This is a genomic window from Rhizobium sp. RU35A, assembly GCF_900156005.1.
GTDB classification, from domain to species: Bacteria; Pseudomonadota; Alphaproteobacteria; order Rhizobiales; family Rhizobiaceae; genus Neorhizobium; species Neorhizobium straminoryzae.
This window is the reverse complement of the sequence record NZ_FTMR01000005.1, coordinates 308,739-328,150: the sequence shown is the minus strand read 5'-3', so window position 1 is coordinate 328,150 and position 19,412 is coordinate 308,739. Positions and strand designations below refer to the sequence as shown.

The 19,412-nt window shown below is 64.0% G+C and carries 18 protein-coding genes; 8 read left to right on the top strand and 10 right to left on the bottom strand.

The window, feature by feature from the left end; translation table 11 throughout:
* Positions 1 to 123 precede the first annotated feature (123 nt).
* From F3H95_RS13860 to F3H95_RS13825, 8 genes are all read right to left on the bottom strand, one after another.
* A complete protein-coding gene (locus F3H95_RS13860) occupies positions 124 to 897 on the bottom strand; it encodes an enoyl-CoA hydratase-related protein (RefSeq protein ID WP_149746423.1) in 774 nt (257 codons plus the stop codon).
* Positions 894 to 2,054, bottom strand: a complete 1,161-nt coding sequence (locus F3H95_RS13855; RefSeq protein ID WP_149746422.1) for a CoA transferase — start codon at positions 2,052 to 2,054, stop codon at positions 894 to 896. The genes F3H95_RS13860 and F3H95_RS13855 overlap by 4 nt, the downstream gene beginning before the upstream one ends.
* Positions 2,051 to 3,409, bottom strand: coding sequence for an FAD-dependent oxidoreductase (locus tag F3H95_RS13850; RefSeq protein WP_149746421.1), 1,359 nt, complete (start codon positions 3,407 to 3,409; stop codon positions 2,051 to 2,053). The genes F3H95_RS13855 and F3H95_RS13850 overlap by 4 nt, the downstream gene beginning before the upstream one ends.
* Before the next feature lie 88 nt (positions 3,410 to 3,497).
* Complete coding sequence (locus F3H95_RS13845) at positions 3,498 to 4,298, bottom strand: ABC transporter permease (RefSeq protein ID WP_244618017.1); 801 nt, start codon at positions 4,296 to 4,298, stop codon at positions 3,498 to 3,500.
* Positions 4,299 to 4,342: 44 nt separating this feature from the next.
* Positions 4,343 to 5,152 (bottom strand): ABC transporter ATP-binding protein, encoded by an 810-nt coding sequence (locus tag F3H95_RS13840; RefSeq protein ID WP_143124350.1) that lies wholly within the window; start codon positions 5,150 to 5,152, stop codon positions 4,343 to 4,345.
* 5 nt (positions 5,153 to 5,157) lie between these two features.
* Positions 5,158 to 6,192: an ABC transporter substrate-binding protein gene (locus tag F3H95_RS13835; RefSeq protein WP_149746419.1), complete on the bottom strand. Its 1,035-nt coding sequence runs from the start codon at positions 6,190 to 6,192 to the stop codon at positions 5,158 to 5,160.
* Positions 6,193 to 6,395: 203 nt separating this feature from the next.
* Entirely contained in the window at positions 6,396 to 7,376 is a 981-nt protein-coding gene (locus tag F3H95_RS13830) for an alpha/beta hydrolase (RefSeq protein ID WP_149746418.1), read from the bottom strand.
* Positions 7,377 to 7,433: 57 nt separating this feature from the next.
* Positions 7,434 to 7,952: a DNA starvation/stationary phase protection protein gene (locus F3H95_RS13825; protein WP_143124353.1), complete on the bottom strand. Its 519-nt coding sequence runs from the start codon at positions 7,950 to 7,952 to the stop codon at positions 7,434 to 7,436.
* A 494-nt stretch (positions 7,953 to 8,446) separates the two neighbouring features.
* Between F3H95_RS13825 and F3H95_RS13820 the strand changes: the two genes are divergently transcribed.
* From F3H95_RS13820 to F3H95_RS13790, 7 genes are all read left to right on the top strand, one after another.
* Complete coding sequence (locus F3H95_RS13820; RefSeq protein ID WP_149746417.1) at positions 8,447 to 10,027, top strand: ATP-binding protein; 1,581 nt, start codon at positions 8,447 to 8,449, stop codon at positions 10,025 to 10,027.
* Complete coding sequence (locus F3H95_RS13815; protein WP_149746416.1) at positions 10,020 to 10,679, top strand: response regulator transcription factor; 660 nt, start codon at positions 10,020 to 10,022, stop codon at positions 10,677 to 10,679. The genes F3H95_RS13820 and F3H95_RS13815 overlap by 8 nt, the downstream gene beginning before the upstream one ends.
* A gap of 66 nt (positions 10,680 to 10,745) precedes the next feature.
* Complete coding sequence (locus F3H95_RS13810) at positions 10,746 to 11,120, top strand: response regulator (RefSeq protein ID WP_143124356.1); 375 nt, start codon at positions 10,746 to 10,748, stop codon at positions 11,118 to 11,120.
* Positions 11,121 to 11,271: 151 nt separating this feature from the next.
* Positions 11,272 to 12,996, top strand: coding sequence for a ubiquinone-dependent pyruvate dehydrogenase (poxB, locus tag F3H95_RS13805; RefSeq protein ID WP_149746415.1), 1,725 nt, complete (start codon positions 11,272 to 11,274; stop codon positions 12,994 to 12,996).
* A 14-nt stretch (positions 12,997 to 13,010) separates the two neighbouring features.
* Complete coding sequence (locus F3H95_RS13800; RefSeq protein WP_149746414.1) at positions 13,011 to 13,502, top strand: FUSC family protein; 492 nt, start codon at positions 13,011 to 13,013, stop codon at positions 13,500 to 13,502.
* Positions 13,503 to 13,825: 323 nt separating this feature from the next.
* A complete protein-coding gene (locus F3H95_RS13795; RefSeq protein WP_149746413.1) occupies positions 13,826 to 14,272 on the top strand; it encodes a hypothetical protein in 447 nt (148 codons plus the stop codon).
* A gap of 79 nt (positions 14,273 to 14,351) precedes the next feature.
* Entirely contained in the window at positions 14,352 to 16,025 is a 1,674-nt protein-coding gene (locus tag F3H95_RS13790) for an FAD-dependent oxidoreductase (RefSeq protein WP_149746412.1), read from the top strand.
* Positions 16,026 to 16,170: 145 nt separating this feature from the next.
* Here the strand turns inward: F3H95_RS13790 and F3H95_RS13785 are convergent, their stop codons facing one another.
* Both F3H95_RS13785 and F3H95_RS13780 read right to left on the bottom strand, forming a co-directional pair.
* Entirely contained in the window at positions 16,171 to 17,286 is a 1,116-nt protein-coding gene (locus F3H95_RS13785; protein ID WP_149746411.1) for an FAD-dependent monooxygenase, read from the bottom strand.
* A 335-nt stretch (positions 17,287 to 17,621) separates the two neighbouring features.
* Entirely contained in the window at positions 17,622 to 18,398 is a 777-nt protein-coding gene (locus F3H95_RS13780; RefSeq protein WP_149746410.1) for a FadR/GntR family transcriptional regulator, read from the bottom strand.
* A gap of 177 nt (positions 18,399 to 18,575) precedes the next feature.
* Between F3H95_RS13780 and F3H95_RS13775 the strand changes: the two genes are divergently transcribed.
* Positions 18,576 to 19,352: an SDR family oxidoreductase gene (locus tag F3H95_RS13775; protein WP_149746409.1), complete on the top strand. Its 777-nt coding sequence runs from the start codon at positions 18,576 to 18,578 to the stop codon at positions 19,350 to 19,352.
* Positions 19,353 to 19,412: the final 60 nt, after the last annotated feature.

Below are 19,412 nucleotides of genomic sequence, written 5' to 3'. Positions count from 1 at the left end.
AATCCGGTTTCCCTCAGCGACGCGCGAAAACCGGGAGATCCGCAATGCGTCGCGATCAACGGGAACCCGGCGCATTCCGTGTACAACGCCATATCCTGATAGGGTTTTGGCGTCGGCGCAAGCTCAACGGCCCTTCCAGACGGGCGCTCGCTTTTCGAGAAATGCCGTTACCCCTTCCTCTGCGTCCTCGCTCCGCAAGGCCCTGACCAGCGGCACGGTTCGCAGCGCCTGCGCCTCTGCCGGAGACAGATGTCCCGTTCGGTTGACGGTGTGCTTGATTGCCTTCAGGGAGAGCGGCGCACAGGCCACGATCTCTGTGACCCACCGCTCGACGGCATCATCCAGCGCGTCCGGTTCCACCACTTCGTTGACAAGCCCGAACGCGTGCATCTCTTCTGCGCTGAACTGTCTGCCGGTCATCAGAACGGCCATGGCACGGTTGAACGGAATCTTTCGCTGCAGAAGAACCATGCCGCCATCGAGCGGCATCCGACCCACCCGCGCTTCCGGCAGACCGAAGCGTGCCGTGGACGCAGCAATCACGATGTCGCACCCCAGCACCATCTCGAAACCGCCGCCCAGCGCAAAGCCGTTGACGCGGGCGATGACCGGGACATCCAGGCTGCGGCGAAAGGAAAGACCGCCAAAACCATGCGGACGATCCTCAGCCCAGTAATCGAGACCGGACGTGGTGACGCCCTTCATATCGGCGCCGGCACAGAAAGCCCTGGCACCGGCACCGGTCACCACCACGCAACTGACGTCGTCGCGTCGCTCGATATCCTGCCAGACGGCTTCGAGCGCCTGTTCGCAGGCCGCATCCACCGCATTCATCCGCTCCGGACGGTCGATGGTGACGCGCGCCACGCGGTCGCTGACGGAAAAACGGATGCTCATGCGGCATCCTCACGGCTCTTCTCCCCGAGCAAAGCGAGGATTTCCGCATTGTGCTCGCCAAGGCGCGGCGGCGGAATGCGCACCGTCACCTCGGCCGCCGACATGTCGATCGGCGACCCGATCAGACGGATCGGGCCTGCCGGTGTTTCGCCTGCATCGAGGATCATGCGGTTGATCAGGGTCTGCTCGTCCTGCAGGGCATCGGCAATGGTGCGCACCGGCGCGCAGAGAATGTCGACACCCTCCAGCCGGGCGATCCAGTGCGCGGCGCTGTTTTTGCGGAACTCCTCTCGGAACACCGTCTGCAGTTCCGGACGATGCTGCATCTGCAGGTCGAAATTGGCATAGCGGGGATTGGCCGAGAGGTCTTCGATCTCAAGCGCCGTGCAGATGTCCTGCAGCGGGTTCTGCCTGAAGGCCCCGACCATGACGATCGCCCCATCCGTCGTCTCGAATACACCGGTCAGCGGGAAGGCACCCCAGTTCAGCTCCCTGTTGCGCATCATGTGCACCGTGCCTTCCTGCATCTGCATGGCCAGCATGGAGGAATAGAGGCTGACGGCCACCTGCTGGCCCTCTCCGGTCTTTTCCCGGTGCAGCAATGCCAGCAGAATGCCCTGGACGAGATGCATGCCGGCGGAAAAATCGGCAAGCGGAGTGGCATAGATGGACAGCGGGTGGCTCTGGTCCGACTTGCGACGCATGACGCCGGAAACGGCCTGCGCCAGCACGTCCTGGCCTCCCTTGTGCTCATAGGGGCCCGTCAGTCCATAACCCGTGCCGACTGCAAAGATAAGGCGCGGATTGCGCGCCCTCAGCGCCTCGTAGCCAAAACCCATGCGCTCCATCACGCCGGGCCGGAAGTTGTTGACCACAACATCCGCCTGGTCGATCAGCGCCAGCACGGCGGCGCGGGCGTCGTCCCGCTTCAGATCCAGCGCCAGGCTGCGCTTGTTGCGGTTGAGCGAGCAGAAGACCGGATTGTTCAGTCCATCCGGATCGGAGCCCAACGACCAGCGCGAGAGATCGCCGATCTTCTCCTTCTCGATCTTGATCACGTCAGCCCCGTAATCCGCCAGCATCTGCGTGCAGCAGGGGCCAAGCATGACCTGGGTGAAATCCACGACACGGATGCCGGACAAGGGAAGGGTGGTCATTCTGCTGCCTCCAGGTAGCTTGCATTGGCGGACGGCCGGTCGCCGGGATCGGCACCCTGCGCCCGCATCTGTCTTTGGATTGCGGTGATGTCCGCTTGGCGAACGGTGGTCCCGGCCTTGAGCGCCACCGTGGCGGCAACGCCGGCGGCCTCGCCCATGGCCATGCAGGGGGGAATTTCGCGGCTCGACTTCTGGGCCTGCGGCGTTGCGGAATAGTGGCGGCCGGCGACCAGAAGCTGGTCGATCTCCTTCGGCAGAAGCGCCCGATACGGGGTGTAATAGTCCCTGCCCCGGCAGACGCTGTCGGCAAAGTGACGCCGGCTCATCACATCCTCCTTGGTCACCACATATTCGCCCTGCAGCATGCGCGTCTGGCGGACGCCGGTCTGGGGCGCGAAATCCACCACATAAGCCTTTTCGAAGCCCGGCAGCGTCTGGCGTGCAAATTCGAGCAGCCGCCCCATGCGCGCCCTGCCCTCCACCTCGGCGGCAGCGAGATCCTCGACCTTGAGACCGGACAGTTTCGGCATGTGCGGGCAGTTGAGCCAGATGACGCCCGGCAGCGGCGTCTTCAGCCACCAGTAGGACCAGCATCCGCCGATCAACCGCTTGGCTTCGTGGTCGAGACGCTTGAACCGCTCCGGTTCCTCGAACTCGAAACGCTCGGCGGCCTCCGTATCCACGCCGCCCCAGCGCGAGACCGTGGTGAGGATGAAGCTGTCCTCGACATGGGAGGCGCCGGCATTGGCCGCGACGTCCAGGTCGCCGGTCGCATCGATCACCACGCCCGCCATGATGGCTTCGAGACCGGACTTGGTCTGGCAGATGACACCCTTGATCGTCGCATCCTCGACGATGGCAGAGGCAAACCAACTGTGCGTGCGAAGCTTGATGCCGCATTCGGCAAAGATGTCATAGGAAACCTGCTTGAATGCATCCGGATCGAAGGCGGCCGCATAACAGATCGGGTGCGGGGCGGTCGGCGTGTGAAAATCGAAGAGCCCCCAGCGTGCCCAGCGACGCCAGCTTTCCGGCAGGTCACGCCGGTCGATCTGGCGGTCATTCTCGTCGGGCACAACGCAGAGGTTTTTCGCGCGCATGCGTTCTATCATCTCGGTGCAGATCCCCTGCACGGTGATATCCAGTCCGTTGACCATATCATCGAGAACGAGAACCATGCCGCCGGCGGCAAGACCGCCGAGATAGGGATAGCGCTCGATGAGCGTTACCGACGCGCCGTTGCGGGCGGCCGAGATGGCGGCCGAAATGCCGGCGGGGCCGCCTCCGACCACGACCACATCCGAGCGGTCGACGATCTTGGCCTGTTTCTGAGGGACAGCGATCATGGCTTGCATGGATTTTCCTCCCGGACATGCCGGCATGACAAAGGGCACGGTCGATGCTTCGAACGCGGGCCAGGTTTTCAGAGGGATTTGGAACGGTTCAGCCGTGGTTGCCGGGTTTCCAGCGCACCACTTTCTTCTCGACGATCGCCACCACAAAGAACAGGATGACGGCGAGCGCGGCCGCAATCACCACCGTCGCGTAAAGTAGCGGCGAACGGAAATTGTAGGTCGCCTCGATGATCAGGGCACCGAGACCGTAGCTGGAGCCGATCCATTCGGCGACGATCGCCCCCATCACGCTGCTGGTGGCCGCAATCTTCAGGGCGGCGAACAGGAAAGGCAAGGAGGCCGGCAGCCGCACCTTCCAGAAGATCTCCGCATTGCTGGCCGACAGGACACGCATCAGGTCCAGCATGGCCGGGCTCGCGGATTTCAGCCCCTGCACCATGTTCACCAGCGTCGGGAAGAATGAAATCAGCCCGGCGATGATGATCTTCGGTGCGATGCCATTCCCGACCAGCAGGACCAGGATCGGCGCCAGCGCAATGATCGGGATAGACTTGATGATCACGGCAATCGGATAGAAGGCCCGTTCCGCAAGCGGACTGTAGACGAACCAGACCGCGAGCAGGATGGCGACGAGATTGCCGGACACGAAGCCCAGCGCCGCTTCGAGCAGCGTCGGCAGAAGGTTGTTCCAGAGGATTACGCCGTTTTCCCGGAAGGCGGAGAGAACGGCAATCGGGCTCGGCGCCATGAAGGTGGGCACCGAAAAGGCCCAGACCACCAGCTGCCAGAGCATCACGCAGCCTGCAATGGCGAGGATTGCCGGCATATGATCGGCGACAGGTGCGAGCAGGCGGTTTGCTCGAAGCGCCCGACGAACGGCCGGCTCCATGCCGGCCCGCGCGGTGGGGGCCACGGAATGCAGCGTATCGGTCATCAGCATTCCTCCAGAAGCCGGCGCAGATGCGCGGTGATGCGGATGAATTCCACGGTATCGCGGATGGCAAGCGTTCGCTCGGTCGGCAGATCCACCTTGATGTAGGCCTTGACCCGACCGGGATGGGCGGCAAGCATCAGCACATGTTCGCCGAGAAAGACGGCTTCGGGGATCGAGTGGGTGACGAAGACGATGGTGGTGCCCGTCTCCTTCCAGATCCGCAGCAGTTCCTCGTTGAGCTTGTCGCGGGTAATCTCGTCCAGCGCGCCGAAGGGCTCGTCCATCAGGAGTATCCGCGGCCGGCTGATCAGCGCACGCGCAATCGCCACCCGCTGGCGCTGTCCTCCGGAAAGCTCGTGCGGCAGCGCCTTCTCCCGCCCCTGCAACCCCACGAGTGCCAGCAGCCGCTCGGGGTCCGCATAGGCCGCGGTATCGGCGCGCCGGCCCACTTCGAGCGGCAGGCGCACATTATCGAGAACACTGCGCCAGGGCAGCAGCGTCGCCTCCTGAAAGACGAAGGCAAAATCACGCCCCTCGCGCGCCTTCCGCGGCGTCTGGCCCAGCACGGAGATCGTGCCATCGCTGACGGGCACGAGGTCCGCGATGCAGCGCAACAGCGTGGATTTTCCGCATCCCGAAGGACCGATCATGGTCACCAGCGCCCCTTTGGGGATGGTGACGGACACGTCCTTCAGGGCGGTAAATTCCGACTGACCACCACCGAAACGCACGTGCAGATGCTCGACGGACACCGCAGGAGGCGCAAGCTCGGGGGCCTGCAGATCGATCTTGTGCTGAGCCATTGCCATGCGCGTCATCCCACCTGTTTGCGGATGTCGGCCGTGGCGTCCAGAACCGAGAGCGTCATGACATCGTCCACCGTCGGCACCTTGTCCTTGAACTGGCCGAGATCGGCATAGGACTTGATCTGGGCGGCCCAGTTGTCCTTGGTCATCGCCCCCCAGCCGGCGCTCTTCGTGGTCTCGTTGAAGGCGAACTTCATCAGCGGGCCGATCGCTTCCATTTCGCTGGCCTTGTCGAGATTGGGGAAAGTGTCCACGAGAATGCCGACGGCTTCAGCCTGGTGGTCCCGGGCATAGCCCCAGCCCTTGGCGGTTGCCGCCATCCAGCCGGAGAGTTCCTTCGGGTGCTTCGCCAGTTCGGCATCGGTCGTATAGTAGACGTTGGCATATAGCTGGATGCCGGCATCCCACAGCATCAGGTCGACGCGGTCATCCCCCAGCACCTTCAGCGCGTTGGTATTGGTGATCCAGCCCACGACGGCATCGGCCTGTCCGGTGACGAGCTGGTTCATGTCCGCCCCCATGTTGACGATCTTGACCTTGTCTTCGGGGACATTGTTCCTGGCAAGCAGCGCGCGCAGCAGGATGGCGCCGGTCGGCTGTATCGCGACGGTCTTGCCGATCATGTCCTGCGCAGACCGGATCGGTTTTCCCTTGCGGGAGAAATAGGCATAAGGGTGCTTCTGGTAACCGGCAGCAATTGCCTTGATCGGCACGCCGGCGCCCCGCGCAAGCATGATGGAGGGGCTGGAGGAAATCTGGCCGAGGGTCGACTGGCCGGAGGCAACACCCGCGACGCCATCGACATTGGGTCCGCCCGGAACGATTTCGAGTTCAAGGCCCTGCTCGGCGTAAAACCCCTTCTTCATGGCAACGACCTCACCCAGCAGGCCGTTGGAAGCGAGCCAGCCGAGCTGCATGCGCACCTTCGCCGGCGAGGCCGCGCCTGCGGGCTGAATGGAAACAAGTGTCTGGCCTGCGGCAACGGCACTGATCGCCGCCGCCGTCCTCATGAAGTCTCGCCTGCTGACTGTGAACTGCGACATTTCGGACCCCTCTCTTTTTGAGATTATGAGGGGATCATTGCCGAAGCAGGCGTTCGCATAAAGAACAATTTTGAGTGCGTTTCGTTGCCGATCCGGCAATGCAACACTCAGTATGCCGCCCGACACTGGCGGGCGGCATCGTCCGGAACGGATCGGGATCTCCCGCCGCCTGCATGGGCCCATGCAGGCAGCGGTGAGAAGGGTCAGCCCTTCACGAAGGCGAGCAGATCGGGGTTGATCACGTCCGCATGGGTCGTCAGCATGCCGTGCGGGTATCCCTTGTAGACCTTCAGCGTTCCTTTCTTCAGAAGCTTGACCGAAAGTTCGGCGGAATCGGCGATCGGCACCACCTGGTCGTCGTCGCCGTGCAGCACCAGCGTCGGCACGGTTATCGTCTTCAGGTCTTCGGTCTGGTCGGTTTCGGAGAAGGCCTTGACGCCATCGTAATGCGCCTTGGCGCTGCCCATCATGCCCTGACGCCACCAATTCTGGATGACGCCGGGATAGACCGCCGCCCCCGGACGATTGAAGCCGTAGAAGGGGCCGGTCGGCACGTCGAGGAAGAACTGGGCGCGGTTGTCGGCGACCCCCTTGCGGAAACTGTCGAAGACCTCCATTGGCAGGCCGCCCGGATTGGATGGCGTCTTCAGCATCAGCGGCGGAACGGCTGCAACCAGCACCGCCTTGGCAACACGGCCATGCGGCTGGCCGAACTTCGCGACATAACGCGCCACCTCGCCGCCACCGGTGGAATGACCGATATGGACGGCATTCTTCAGATCGAGATGTTCGACGACGGCGAAGGCATCGGCGGCGTAATGATCCATGTCATGCCCCTCGCTCACCTGCTCGGAACGGCCGTGGCCGCGCCGGTCATGCGCCACCACGCGGTAGCCGTGCTGGACGAAGAACAGCATCTGGGCATCCCAGTCGTCGGACGACAGCGGCCAGCCATGATGGAACACGATCGGCTGGGCGTTCTTCGGACCCCAGTCCTTGACGTAGATCTGGACGTTATCCTTGGTCTTCACAAACAGTTCGGTCATGGGAGGCATTCCTTCCTTCGAGGGTGACGCGGTTTTGGAGAGGGCGAGCGAGGGCATGGCCATCGCGGTGGACAGGACGGCGCTGCCCAGCAGCACATGCCGTCTGGAGACCGCCAGTTCGGTCGGGGTGTCGATCATTGCAGTGTTCTCCTGCCTAGAGGGGGAATGCACGACGGGCCGAAGGGATGCGTCCGGTCAGAGCGCACGGCGGGTTGTTTCGAACAGGAACCAGGTGCGGCGTTCCGTCTCGTCGATCCAGTTTTCGATCAGGCTGGTCGTTGCATGGTCGTTATGGTCCGAGGTCAGCGCGTGCGCCTGGCGCAACAGAACCGTGAGCTGCTTGTTGTCCTCGCGCAGCTCGGCCAGCATGTCGTCGGGTGTCACGAAATCCGCGTCATTGTCGAGAAGGCGCTGGAGGCGGGCGATGTGGCCGATCGAACGCAGCGTGGTGCCGCCGATCTTGCGGATACGCTCGGCGATATCGTCGGTCATGGCGAAGATCTGGCCCCCCTGCTCATCGAGAAGGGTGTGGTAGTCGCGGAAATGCGGCCCCGACACGTGCCAGTGAAAATTCTTGGTCTTGATGTAGAGGGCGAAGACATCCGCCAGCAATGCCGTCAGCGCCGCCGAAATGTCGCGGGTGGCATCGGCGCCAAGGTCGGTCGGCGTGGCAAGCGGGAGCTTGCGGTGTTGGGCTGCAGTGATCGTGTTCATGATCGTTCTCCTTCGTGCGGTTGACCGCGAAAGCCGCCTGGCGATCCCGTCGCGGCTGTCTGATCGGCACCGAGGATAGGAAGAACGTGGAGGGTGGCGAAATCGGCTACAGGTACACTCGATCCCATACCTAAGTTCAGTTTCGCGGGCGCAGACCGCAGGCTAGCCTTTGTTCATCGCCCCTCCCGATGGCGACTGGCGGAAAGCCAGATGCTCCGGTGTCCTCCCCTCCTCCGGAGCCGCGGATCCCCTTGCGAGATCCGCCAAGGCCGTCTCCTGCCGCCCGGAGACGGCCTTCTTTTTTGGGGGGCTGCGGGCACCACGCGGCATCTTTCACGACACAGGCGATTTCGTCCAAGGAACCCGCGTATCGTTCAAGATCGCCGCACCCGTTCCCGCTAGAAGTCATGACACCAGGCGGCAGATCGCACCCACCTTCGGGTCAGACTGCACGAAAACGCCGGATTGTCGCGAACATCGCACCGGGGGGAACAATGTCGATTGCATCGGCGATATTTCGCTCTCGCGAACCGGAAGGCGGCGCTTACCATATCGCCTTCGGCGCCACGGCTCTGGCCCTGGCGGCCACGGTCTTCTATGTCGATACCTATACCGACATCGAGGGTGCGATCGCCGTTCTCTACGCCATCACCGTGCTGCTTGCAGCGCAGGCCATCACGCGCGTCGGGCTGATCACACTGTCCTGCCTCTGCGGTTTTCTGAGCCTCGTCTCCTACGCGCTGACCCATGCGGGCGAGACCGATCTGCAAGCGATGCTGCGGCTCGTCGTGGCGCTTGCGGCCCTCGTCATCACCACCATGCTGCTGGTCAAGACGGAAACCGCACGGCTGGCGCTGCTGTCCATCAACGCCGCACTCAGGGAAAGCGAGGGGCGCTACCGTTCGATCTTCGACCGCACGCGCGTTGCCCTGTGGGAACGTGACTATTCGAAACTTCACGCCGTGCTGATGGGGCTGAAGCAGCAGGGCATTGTCGACGTGCGGGCCCATGCGCGCGCCCATCCCGACTTCACCGAGCGCTGCATCGACCTGATCACCGTGGTTGCCTCCAACGAGGCCGGCAAGGAACTGCTCGGCTGCGATGCCTCCGCAACGGGGACACTCAAGCAGTCGATCACGACCGCCTCCGACAAGTTCCTCGATATGCTGCAGGCCATCATGGACAACCGCCGTGTCTTCGAGGACAAGGTGCTGATCCGCACGCACGGCGGCGATGACAAGCTGGTGCTGCTCTCCATCAGCTTTCCGGAAGAACCGCTCGCCTTCCACCGGGTGATCGTCAGCATGGTGGACATCACCCAGCGGGAGCTCGCGCTGAAGGCACTCGGCGAAGCGCAGGCGGAACTGACGAAGGCCTCGAAGGCAGCCGCGGTGGGTGTCATGTCCGCGTCGCTTGCCCATGAGCTGAACCAGCCGCTCGGCGCGATCGTCGTCAACGCCCAGACATTGCTGCGCTGGCTGGATCGCGACCCGCCCGATCTCGCGGCTGCGCGCCGCTGCGCCGAGCGGATGGTCCGCGACAGCCAGCGCGCCAGCGACATTATCCATAACACCCGCAGCCTGCTTGCCCGGCGTGACGGCAGCACCGAGACCTTCGATCTCGACGCGTTCATCGAGGACACGCTGGCGCTTCTGGAACACGAACTGGACCGCAGCGGGACAAAGGTCCGTATCGAACGCGAACACACACCGCCAGTGAGGGCCGTCAAGATCGAACTGCAGCAGGTGCTGATCAACCTGCTGACCAATGCGATCCAGGCCATGGATGAGGCCGGCATCGAGAACCGCGCCATTATCGTGCGAACGGAAAGCCAGGACGCAGGCACCATCCGCCTCACCATCCGCGACACGGGCCCCGGCATTGCCGAAGCGATCAGGGACAAGCTGTTCTCGCCCTTCTTCACGACCAAGGCCACCGGCATGGGCATCGGGCTGTCCATCTGCCGGGCAACGCTGGAGGCGCGCGGCGGCAGTCTGACCGGCGACAACCATCCGCAGGGCGGCGCCGTCTTCTCGATCTTGATGCCCGTCCATCCGGAGGTCGAGCGTGCCTGATCCCCGCAGACAGGCGAAGGAAGAGCCGACGAGGCCCGTGGTGTTCATCGTTGATGATGACATGGCCATGCGCGAAGCCCTGACCGACCTCTTTCGCTCGATGAAGTTTGACGCAGAAGCATTTGAAAGCACGGTCGACTTTCTTGAGAGAGCCGATCTCGGACGGCATGGCTGCCTGCTTCTGGACGTGCGGCTTCCCGGCATCAGCGGGCTGGATTTCCAGGCGCAACTGGAGCGCCTGGGCAACAGGATGCCGATCATTTTCATGACCGGGTTCGGCGACATACCGATGACCGTCAGGGCGATGAAGGCCGGGGCCGTGGACTTCCTGACCAAGCCGTTCAAGGAGCAGGATATTCTGGATGCCGTCGCCGCGGCCATGGAACGCGACAGGTCCCGGCGACGCGAAAGTGCGCAGAATGCCGCCATCGCCTCCCTTGCCGAGCAACTGACGCCCCGCGAACGGGAAGTGATGATGGCCGTCGTGCGCGGGCTGATGAACAAGCAGATCGCCTACGAACTCGGCATCAGCGAGGTCACCGTCAAGCTGCATCGCGGCAATGTCATGCGCAAGATGGAGGCGCACTCGGTCGCCGATCTCGTCAGAAAGGTCGAACTGCTCGGCGACAGGCATCGGCCACCTGTCTCTTAGTATGGTATCTTTCGAGGGATCATCGGCGCATAGAGGAGGAAAGACACCGACAAAAAGGCCTCTTCCTTGCCCGCCGTCCCCACCATTGCCGTCATCGATGATGACCAGGCCATCCGTGAAGCCATGGACGACCTGATCATGTCCTTCGGCTACCAGTGCCGCCTGTTTGCTTCGGCCGAGGCGTTTCTCACCTCGGGCCGGGAAACGCCGGTCGACTGCATCCTCGTGGATGTGAAAATGCCGGGTCTCTCCGGCATCGAACTTCAGAATGAACTCAACCGTCGGGGACCGCATCCGCCGATGATCTTTGTTACCTCCTATGAAGACGAGCGGACACGCCAGGCTGCCCTCAGCGGAGGCGCGCTCGCCTTTCTTCGCAAGCCCGTCACCATCGACAGGCTGATGACATCCCTGGAGACAGCCCTCGGCCAGCAGCCGTGACCGATCGGGAATGCGACCGGTCACCCCTGGCGACAGAAGCGGGAAGACGGCAGCGAAATTTGCAAGGCTGCTTCTCACTGGCTCGCACTTGAACCCAAGCTGTCGCGCGACAGCTTGCCTTCGTCCGCCCTCGCAAGAAGGAGAAACGCTCATGAGCATGACCATCGCCGATCTGACCGCGCAGACACTCGCCAATGCCGGCGTCAAACGGATCTGGGGCGTCACCGGCGACAGCCTGAACGGCCTGAATGACAGCCTGCGGCGGCTGGATCGCATCACATGGATGCATGTGAGGCATGAGGAAACCGCAGCCTTTGCGGCCGGTGCAGAGGCCGCCGTGACGGGTGAACTTGCGGTCTGCGCGGGCAGCTGTGGCCCCGGCAACCTTCACCTGATCAACGGCCTGTTCGACTGCCATCGCAATCACGTGCCGGTGCTGGCCATTGCGGCGCATATTCCCTCGTCGGAAATCGGTCTCGGCTATTTCCAGGAAACCCACCCGCAGGACCTGTTTCGTGAATGCAGCCACTTCGTGGAGCTGGTGACGAACCCGGCGCAGATGCCGCAGGTGCTGCACCGGGCCATGCGCGCAGCCATCGGCCAGCGCGGCGTGGCGGTGATCGTACTGCCGGGCGATGTCGCCCTGCAGACGGCCCCCGAGGGGGGTGGCACCGACTGGGCTCCTCTTGCACCCCCGCGCCTGCGGCCTTCCGAAGCAGAGCTGGGACGACTCGCCGAACTGCTCAACGGATCGGAGGCGGTCACGATCCTGGCCGGCAGCGGCTGCGCCGGCGCCCATGATGCGGTGGTAGAACTGGCCCGCCGGCTGGGTGCCCCCGTCGTGCACGCCTTGCGTGGCAAGGAACATGTCGAATGGGACAATCCCTTCGATGTGGGCATGACCGGGCTCATCGGTTTTTCCTCCGGCTATCATGCGATGCTCAACTGCGACACGCTTCTGATGCTGGGCACCGACTTTCCCTACCGCAACTTCTATCCGGACAAGGCCAGGATCGTGCAGGTGGACCGCGATCCCTCCGCCCTCGGCAAGCGGGCGCATCTGTCGCTCGGGATCGTCGGCGACGTCACGGAAACGATCGAGGCGTTGCTGCCGCGCATCCGGCCGGATCGGGATACCGGTTTCCTCGAGGCCGCCCGCGCCCATTATGCCAGGGCGCGCAAGGGACTGGACGATCTTGCGCAACCCTCCCGGGACGGGCAGCCGATCCATCCGCAGCACCTCACCCGCCTCGTCAGCGAACTTGCCACGGAGGATGCCATCTTCACCGCCGACGTGGGCACCCCGACCGTCTGGGCGGCGCGCTACCTGAAAATGAACGGCAAGCGCCGCCTGATCGGCTCCTTCAACCATGGCTCCATGGCCAATGCCATGCTTCAGGCGATTGGCGCGCAGGCGGCCGCCCCCGACCGTCAGGTCATCTCGCTGTCGGGTGATGGCGGCTTCACGATGATGATGGGGGATTTCCTGTCGCTGTCCCAGCTGGATCTGCCGGTCAAGATCGTGGTTTCCAACAATGGCTCGCTCGGCTTTGTCGCCATGGAGATGAAGGCGGGCGGCTATCTCGACACCGGCACAGACCTCAAGAACCCGAATTTCGCGGCAATGGCCGAGGCGATCGGCGTGAGGGGTTTTCGCGTTGAAAAGGCCGGCGAGCTGGAAGGCGCGCTACGCGAGGCTTTCGCCCATCCGGGACCGGCACTGGTCGATGTGGTCACCGCGCAGCAGGAACTGGTGATGCCGCCCAGGATCAAGCTCGAGCAGGCCAAGGGCTTCAGCCTCTACATGCTGAAGGCGATCATGAATGGCCGGGGCGACGAGATCATCGAGCTGGCCCGCACCAATCTGCGGCTCTGACGCGGAGGCTTCCGATGACGCTCCGCGACATCGCCTTCGTGCTGCGCTGCTCCGGCGCGGCAACCCTCGCCTATGCGCTGGCTGCAGCGCTCGGTCTTCAACATCCGGTATGGGCCTCCATCACCGGCGTGATCGTCTCGCAGGACAACCTCGACCAGACGAGGAGCGCAGTCATCTGGCGGTTCGCAGGCACCGTTGTCGGCATCGCGGTTGCCGTGATCGCCGGCAGCCTGATCGCCGTGGCCGGCTGGGGCACGGCGGCCCAGACCGGAATCAGCGTCGCGCTTTGCGCGGCGCTTGTCCGGCGCTGGCCGGACCTGAAGGTGGCCATGTGGACCGCGCCGATCCTGTTCTTCGCACGGGATCCGAACGTCACGCTCCTCTCGGCCGGCTACTGGCGCGGCAGCGAGGTGGTGCTCGGCGGCCTGACGGGCGTTACCCTTCACCTGATGGCCGAACAGGCCATGAGCTGGCTTGAACAGAAACTTGCGGCGCGGGATCGATAGGCAGGAAGGCCCGGCATCGAAACGGCCTCGACGACACCTCATCCCATTCATCCCACACGCCACCCCGTGACGGCGTCCCCTTGCCTGCTCTGGCGACCGCGTGCCCACGATCAGGGCGCTGCCGGGGCACAATGATGCGCATGGTGCGCGCGACCAGGGGCAGCCTCTCCTGTTCGATGCCCGCCTAAACCTTCCGCAGAGCCGAACTACACTTCTGTATAGATGCCCGGATTGGCTGCTCTTCGTAATCTGTGTTCCAGACGGGCGGCTCCTTTAAGACAGCGATCCGCCGACGACACCTCCCTCTTTTCAAGGAGCACGGCATGACCTCCCTCCGCCTGATGATAGAGAGACGCAAGCCGCGCCGGCTTGCCGTCACGGTGGCGCTTGCATGTGTTGCCATCGCCCTTCTCTCCGGCAATGCCGTTCTGCTGCGGACAGCCGAACCGGGGCTGGTACGTGCCGAGGAGGTCGCCTCGGCCGGTGCCTTCCGCATTCTCGCGCCGCAGCGCATGGTATGGCTCGCGGGCCTGTCCACCCAGGCCACGGCAACCTCTTTTCCCGAAACCGGAAAGCCGGATGACCTTTCCTGCCTTGCCGCCCGCGCCGCCACGAAGACCGGCCGCCATGTGGCGCTCGACCCCGCCTCCTTCTGCCGCCTGCAATACCGGCTTCTGAATGCCGAGCTGATCGGCCGCAGGCGTTCGCTGGAGCTGGCGTTCCGGACCCGGCCCGCCGCATCCCGGACTGCCGCCAACCACGGTTTCTGAGCTGCTCTCCCGGAAAGATGCCGAGCGCTTGCAGGTCCCGCAAGGGAATATCCGATTTGAACAACCGCAGGGGAAATCGATGGAAGATCTCAGCACGCGACGGCACCAGATGTTTCCAGTGCTTTCCCCGGACCAGATCGAGATGGCGAGACGCTTTGCGAGCGGCGAGCCAGTCCGGTTTTCACCCGGCGAGGCCATCTATTCGGTCGGAGATCGTCAGGCGCCCGCCTGGCTGGTGATCGAGGGCAGCATGGAGGTCTATCGTCACGAGGGGCTTTCCGGCGAAGCGTCGATCACCTGCCATGGTGTCGGCCAGCTGTCCGGCGAGGTCAACCAGCTCTCCGGCCGGCCGACGCTTGCCGGCGCACGCGCCGGGCAGACGGGCTGCACGGCCATGCCCTTCGACACCGCCCATCTGCGCGCACTGGTCATCGGCTCCGCAGAGGTCGGCGAAGTCATCATGCGCGCGCTCATCCTGCGTCGCGTCAACCTCATCGATACCGGGGCCGGCTCGGTGCTGATCGGCATCGCCGGCAATGCTGCCCTCGCCCGCCTGCAGGGCTTTCTGGCACGCGGCGCCTTTCCCTACACCGTCCTGGATGCCGCGATCGAGGGAGAAGGCAAGGCGCTGATCGATCGCCTCGGTATCCAGGCCGCCGAACTGCCGCTGATGGTCTGTCCGAACGGAACGATCCTTCGCAACCCGAACGATGCCGAAGCAGCGACCTGTCTTGGCATGACCCCGGACCTGCCCGTGGGCAAGATCTATGATGTAGCGATCGTCGGCGCCGGTCCCGCAGGGCTTGCAACCGCCGTCTATGCCGCATCCGAAGGGCTTTCCGTAATCGTCCTCGACGAACGCGCCGTGGGCGGTCAGGCCGGCGCCTCCTCACGCATCGAAAACTATCTCGGTTTCCCCACCGGTATTTCAGGACAGGCGCTCGCCGGCCGGGCCTACAACCAGGCGCTCAAGTTCGGCGCGGAAGTGGTGCTGCCCGTCGCTGTCGAGGACCTGGTTCCGGCGCAACGCACCGGCAGCTTCCTGTCGCTTGCCCTTGCAGGCGGCAGACAGGTGGAGGCCCGCACGATCGTCGTCGCCTCCGGCGCGCGCTACCGGCGCCCGGAGATCGAAGGCATCGCGGCTTTCGAGGGCAACGGCATTTCCTACTGGGCCTCGCCCATCGAGGCAAAGCTCTGCGCCGGACAGGATGTGGTTCTCGTCGGCGGCGGCAACTCGGCCGGTCAGGCCATCGCGTTCCTTGCGCCGCAGGTCAGCAAGCTCCATCTCGTGGTGCGCCGCGCGCTGGAAGAAACCATGTCCCGGTATCTGATCGATCGCATCAAAGCGCTGCCAAACGTTGTCTTCCACCTGAATTGCGAGGTGGATGCCATCGAAGGCAATGCGGCGCAGAGGTTATGCTCCGCAACCGTGCGCAACCGTCGCGACGGCAGCATGGCGCAATTGCCGCTGCATCATCTGTTCCTGTTCATCGGTGCCGATCCCAATTCCGGCTGGGTCCGTGACCATATCCGCACCGACCCCAAGGGGTTCATCATCACCGGCCAGGGCTTCGATGCGGCGGGCGAACAGACGCGGAGGCCGCTGCCGCTGGAAACGAGCCTGCCGAACGTGTTTGCGATCGGCGATGTCCGCGCCGGCTCGACCAAACGGGTCGCCGCAGCGGTGGGCGAAGGCGCGGCCGTCGTCGCACAGATCCACTTGGCCCTCCACCATATCGGCGCCCGCCGCTGAGGCAATTCCGTAAAGGCAGAAACCGGATGGCGTGCGCCATTACGCGAACCGAATGAGACCGGGCGTTTCGGGCGGGTTCCGTTCCACGGACGCGATCGAAGGGCTGACGCCGCCCTTTCCAGGCGAGGTCAGCCGGCGCATGCTCCTACAGCGCGGAGGCTCCCAGCTGTCGACCATAGGCGACGATATCCCGGCCGACACCGATGCGGTCTGCCTCATAGCGATGCAAGGCGGCCGGGAGCTCCTCTGTCGCGGCAAGGCAATGGCTGAGCGCCATCACGTCGCCGGCCGCCTTGGACACCCCCATGGCCGTATGTGGACGTGCCACGAAGGCGGCATCCCCGATAAGGGCGATCGAGCGGCCGATCATGCGCGGCGCTTCGTAATCGAAGATGCCCTGGATGGAGGGCAGCGGCTCTGCCGCCACCGCAAGCGCGAACTGCGGCGGCAGCACGCGCGTGGCATCCGCACGCAAGGCCACAAGACGATCCTCGGACAGCCCGCCGCGCGGCAGCGAAAAGACGTGGCTTTGCCGGTCCTTGTCCGTAAAGGTTGCAGCCAGATCCTGCTGCGGCACCGGCCGAAACCAGACCCAGTTGTAACGACGGCGGCCAATGTCCGTTTCGCCCTTCGGCCCCGGAACGAGATAGCCAAGCACGTGCACGCCCGGCGCGATGTAGAAGGCGAAGCGATCGAGAAGCATGGCGGCCGCTCGTGGCAGGGCTGCTTCCGGAACAAGGCCGCGCCAGGCGACATAACCGGCATAGCGGTTTCCGCTGTCATCCGGGTTGACCGCGGCGCGCACCATCGAGCCAAGGCCATCGGCTCCGATGACGAGATCGACCCTCTCCGTCTCGCCGTCGCCAAAGACGATCTCCGCGCCGTCATCCCCGTCGCGCACAGTGATGGCGGCGCGACCAAGCGCATAGGTCTCGGGTGCGATGCGGGACGCGACCGTTTCGAACAGGACGTCCCAGGAGATCTGGGTCTGCGGCATGTCAAGCCTGCGCGCCACGCTGCCATTACGCGCCAGATAGACGCGTTCGCGGGCGACGACACCGACATGCGCCACATGTTCGCATCCGATCAATCGCAAGATGTGCAGCAGATCGCGCTGGCCGACCAGGCCGGCACCTCGCCCCGCAAGACCATGTCCCGAGCGTTCGAAGATACGCACATCATGGCCGGCCTGCTGCAGCAGGATGCCGGCAAAGAGACCCGCAAGGGAACCGCCCACAATCCTGACAGTCAGTTTTCGCATCGTCGCCTCCTCAGCGTCAGGCCCTTGCTGCCGATGGCAATACGGGCCAGACATGACCACCATCTAAGGCCGGCCGTATGCCCGGAGCACGTGGATGACACCCGGAATGACCGGGACATTCATGGGCTTCGGGCCGAAGGCGACCGACCGGCTTGTGCCCGTCAGAATATGATCGGTGCGCCGGTCTCTGGAATCATCGGGTGGTATGGCGCGACCTGCACGGAGGTATGGGTTGCGCAACGCAGGAAAGCGCCCTTCACGGAAACGGTTTGCGCAGGCACGATGCATGCGTCGCGGCTGGTTGCGCCGCCGTGACGCCGATCATGGTGACCGTGTCAGGCGCGAAAACCCACAATGCCGCCATTGCGCGCGATCACTCGGCGCACATCGCTTTCGGCGCCGTCGAGGAGGGTGAGCGTCGCGGCGCGGGCGCGAGGTTCGTCGCGGGTGGAAATTGCGTCCAGCAATGCGCGGTGCAAGGGAATGGCGTGGCGCTGGTCGCCGGTGATTTCGTCCGACAGCCGGAAACTGATCAGCAGCGCCACCTCGATCATGCCCGACAGGCTGCCGATCAGATCGTTGCCGGTGAAGCGCAGGATCGCCAGATGGAATTGCAGATCCGGCAGGGCGAACGCGGCATTGTCGCTGGCCGCCTCCTCCATACGCTGCATGATCTCGCGCAGCGTTGCAATCTGCTCGGCGGTGGCGCGGCGGGCGCAAAGCGCTGCGGCCTCCGGTTCGATGGCGCGGCGCAGTTCAAACAGCGCCACGACATCATCGATCTTTGGAGAGGCAAAGCGCCAGAGCAGAAGATCGGGGTCCAGATGGTTCCAGTCGGCACGCGGGCGCACGCGGGTGCCCGTCTTCTGCCGTGCCTCGATCATGCCCTTGCCGGACAGAACCTTCAGACCCTCGCGCAGAACGCTGCGAGTCACGTCAAAACGCTGACACAACTCATCGGCGGGCGGCAGCACCTCGCCTGCGCCAAAGACGCCCGAGACGATCATGTGACCCAGCCGCCGCACCAGGATCTCGTGCAGATTGCCACCGCGACCGCCATCGCCGCCAAGGGCCACCGAGAAATGCACAGGGTCTAAGGTCGTCTTGATCATCTGAAACCTTCGGGATGAAGCCTCGAAGCGCCGGTCACGCCGCGTGCATAGAAACGCTCGCGCTTCGATGCATAATGCATCACCGGTCAAAGATGGTATGGAAAAATTCCGAATAATCGAAATATACAACATTATCCGTCAGGCATCCCGCCACCCCTCTTCCGGAGTCAGACCACGATGACGTTCCAGACCCCTTTCGCCACCTATCCCAGCCTGCAGGACCGAAGCATCTTCATCACCGGCGGCGGCAGCGGCATCGGCGCAAGTCTGGTGCGGCACTTTTCAGCACAGGGCAGCCGCGTCACCTTCGTCGACATCGCAGAACAACCCTCGAAGGTTCTGGTGGAGGAGATCGCGGGAAAGGGTCACACAGCACCGCTCTTCCTGCCCTGCGACCTGCGGGACACCGATGCGCTGCGCCAGGCCATTCACGTGGCGGCAAAGACGCATGGTCCGGTGACGGCTCTCCTCAACAACGCCGGCAATGACGACAGGCATCGTACCGAAGACGTGACGCCCGCCTACTGGGACGACCGGATGAGCGTCAACCTGAAGCACCAGTTCTTTGCTGCCCAGGCCGTGCGGCCGATGATGCGTGACGCCGGCGGCGGCTCCATCATCAATTTCAGCTCCATCACCTGGATGGTCGGGGATGCCGATTGCCCCGCCTATGTCACTGCCAAGGCGGCCGTCTGGGGCATGACCCGCGCACTCGCCCGCGAATTCGGCCCGGAACGCATCCGGGTGAATGCCCTCGTGCCGGGCTGGGTGATGACGGAACGGCAGATGAAGCTGTGGCTGGACGCAGCCGGCGAGCGCCAGATCCGCGACCGTCAGTGCCTGGAGGACAAGGTGCAGCCGGACGACATCGCCCGCATGGCGCTGTTCCTGGCGGCAGACGACAGCCGCATGTGCACCAGCCAGCAATTCGTCGTGGACGGCGGCTGGATCTGATCGCCGCGTGCGGTGCCATGCGACAGACGCAGCGATCGCATGGCCGACGTCTCCCCATCG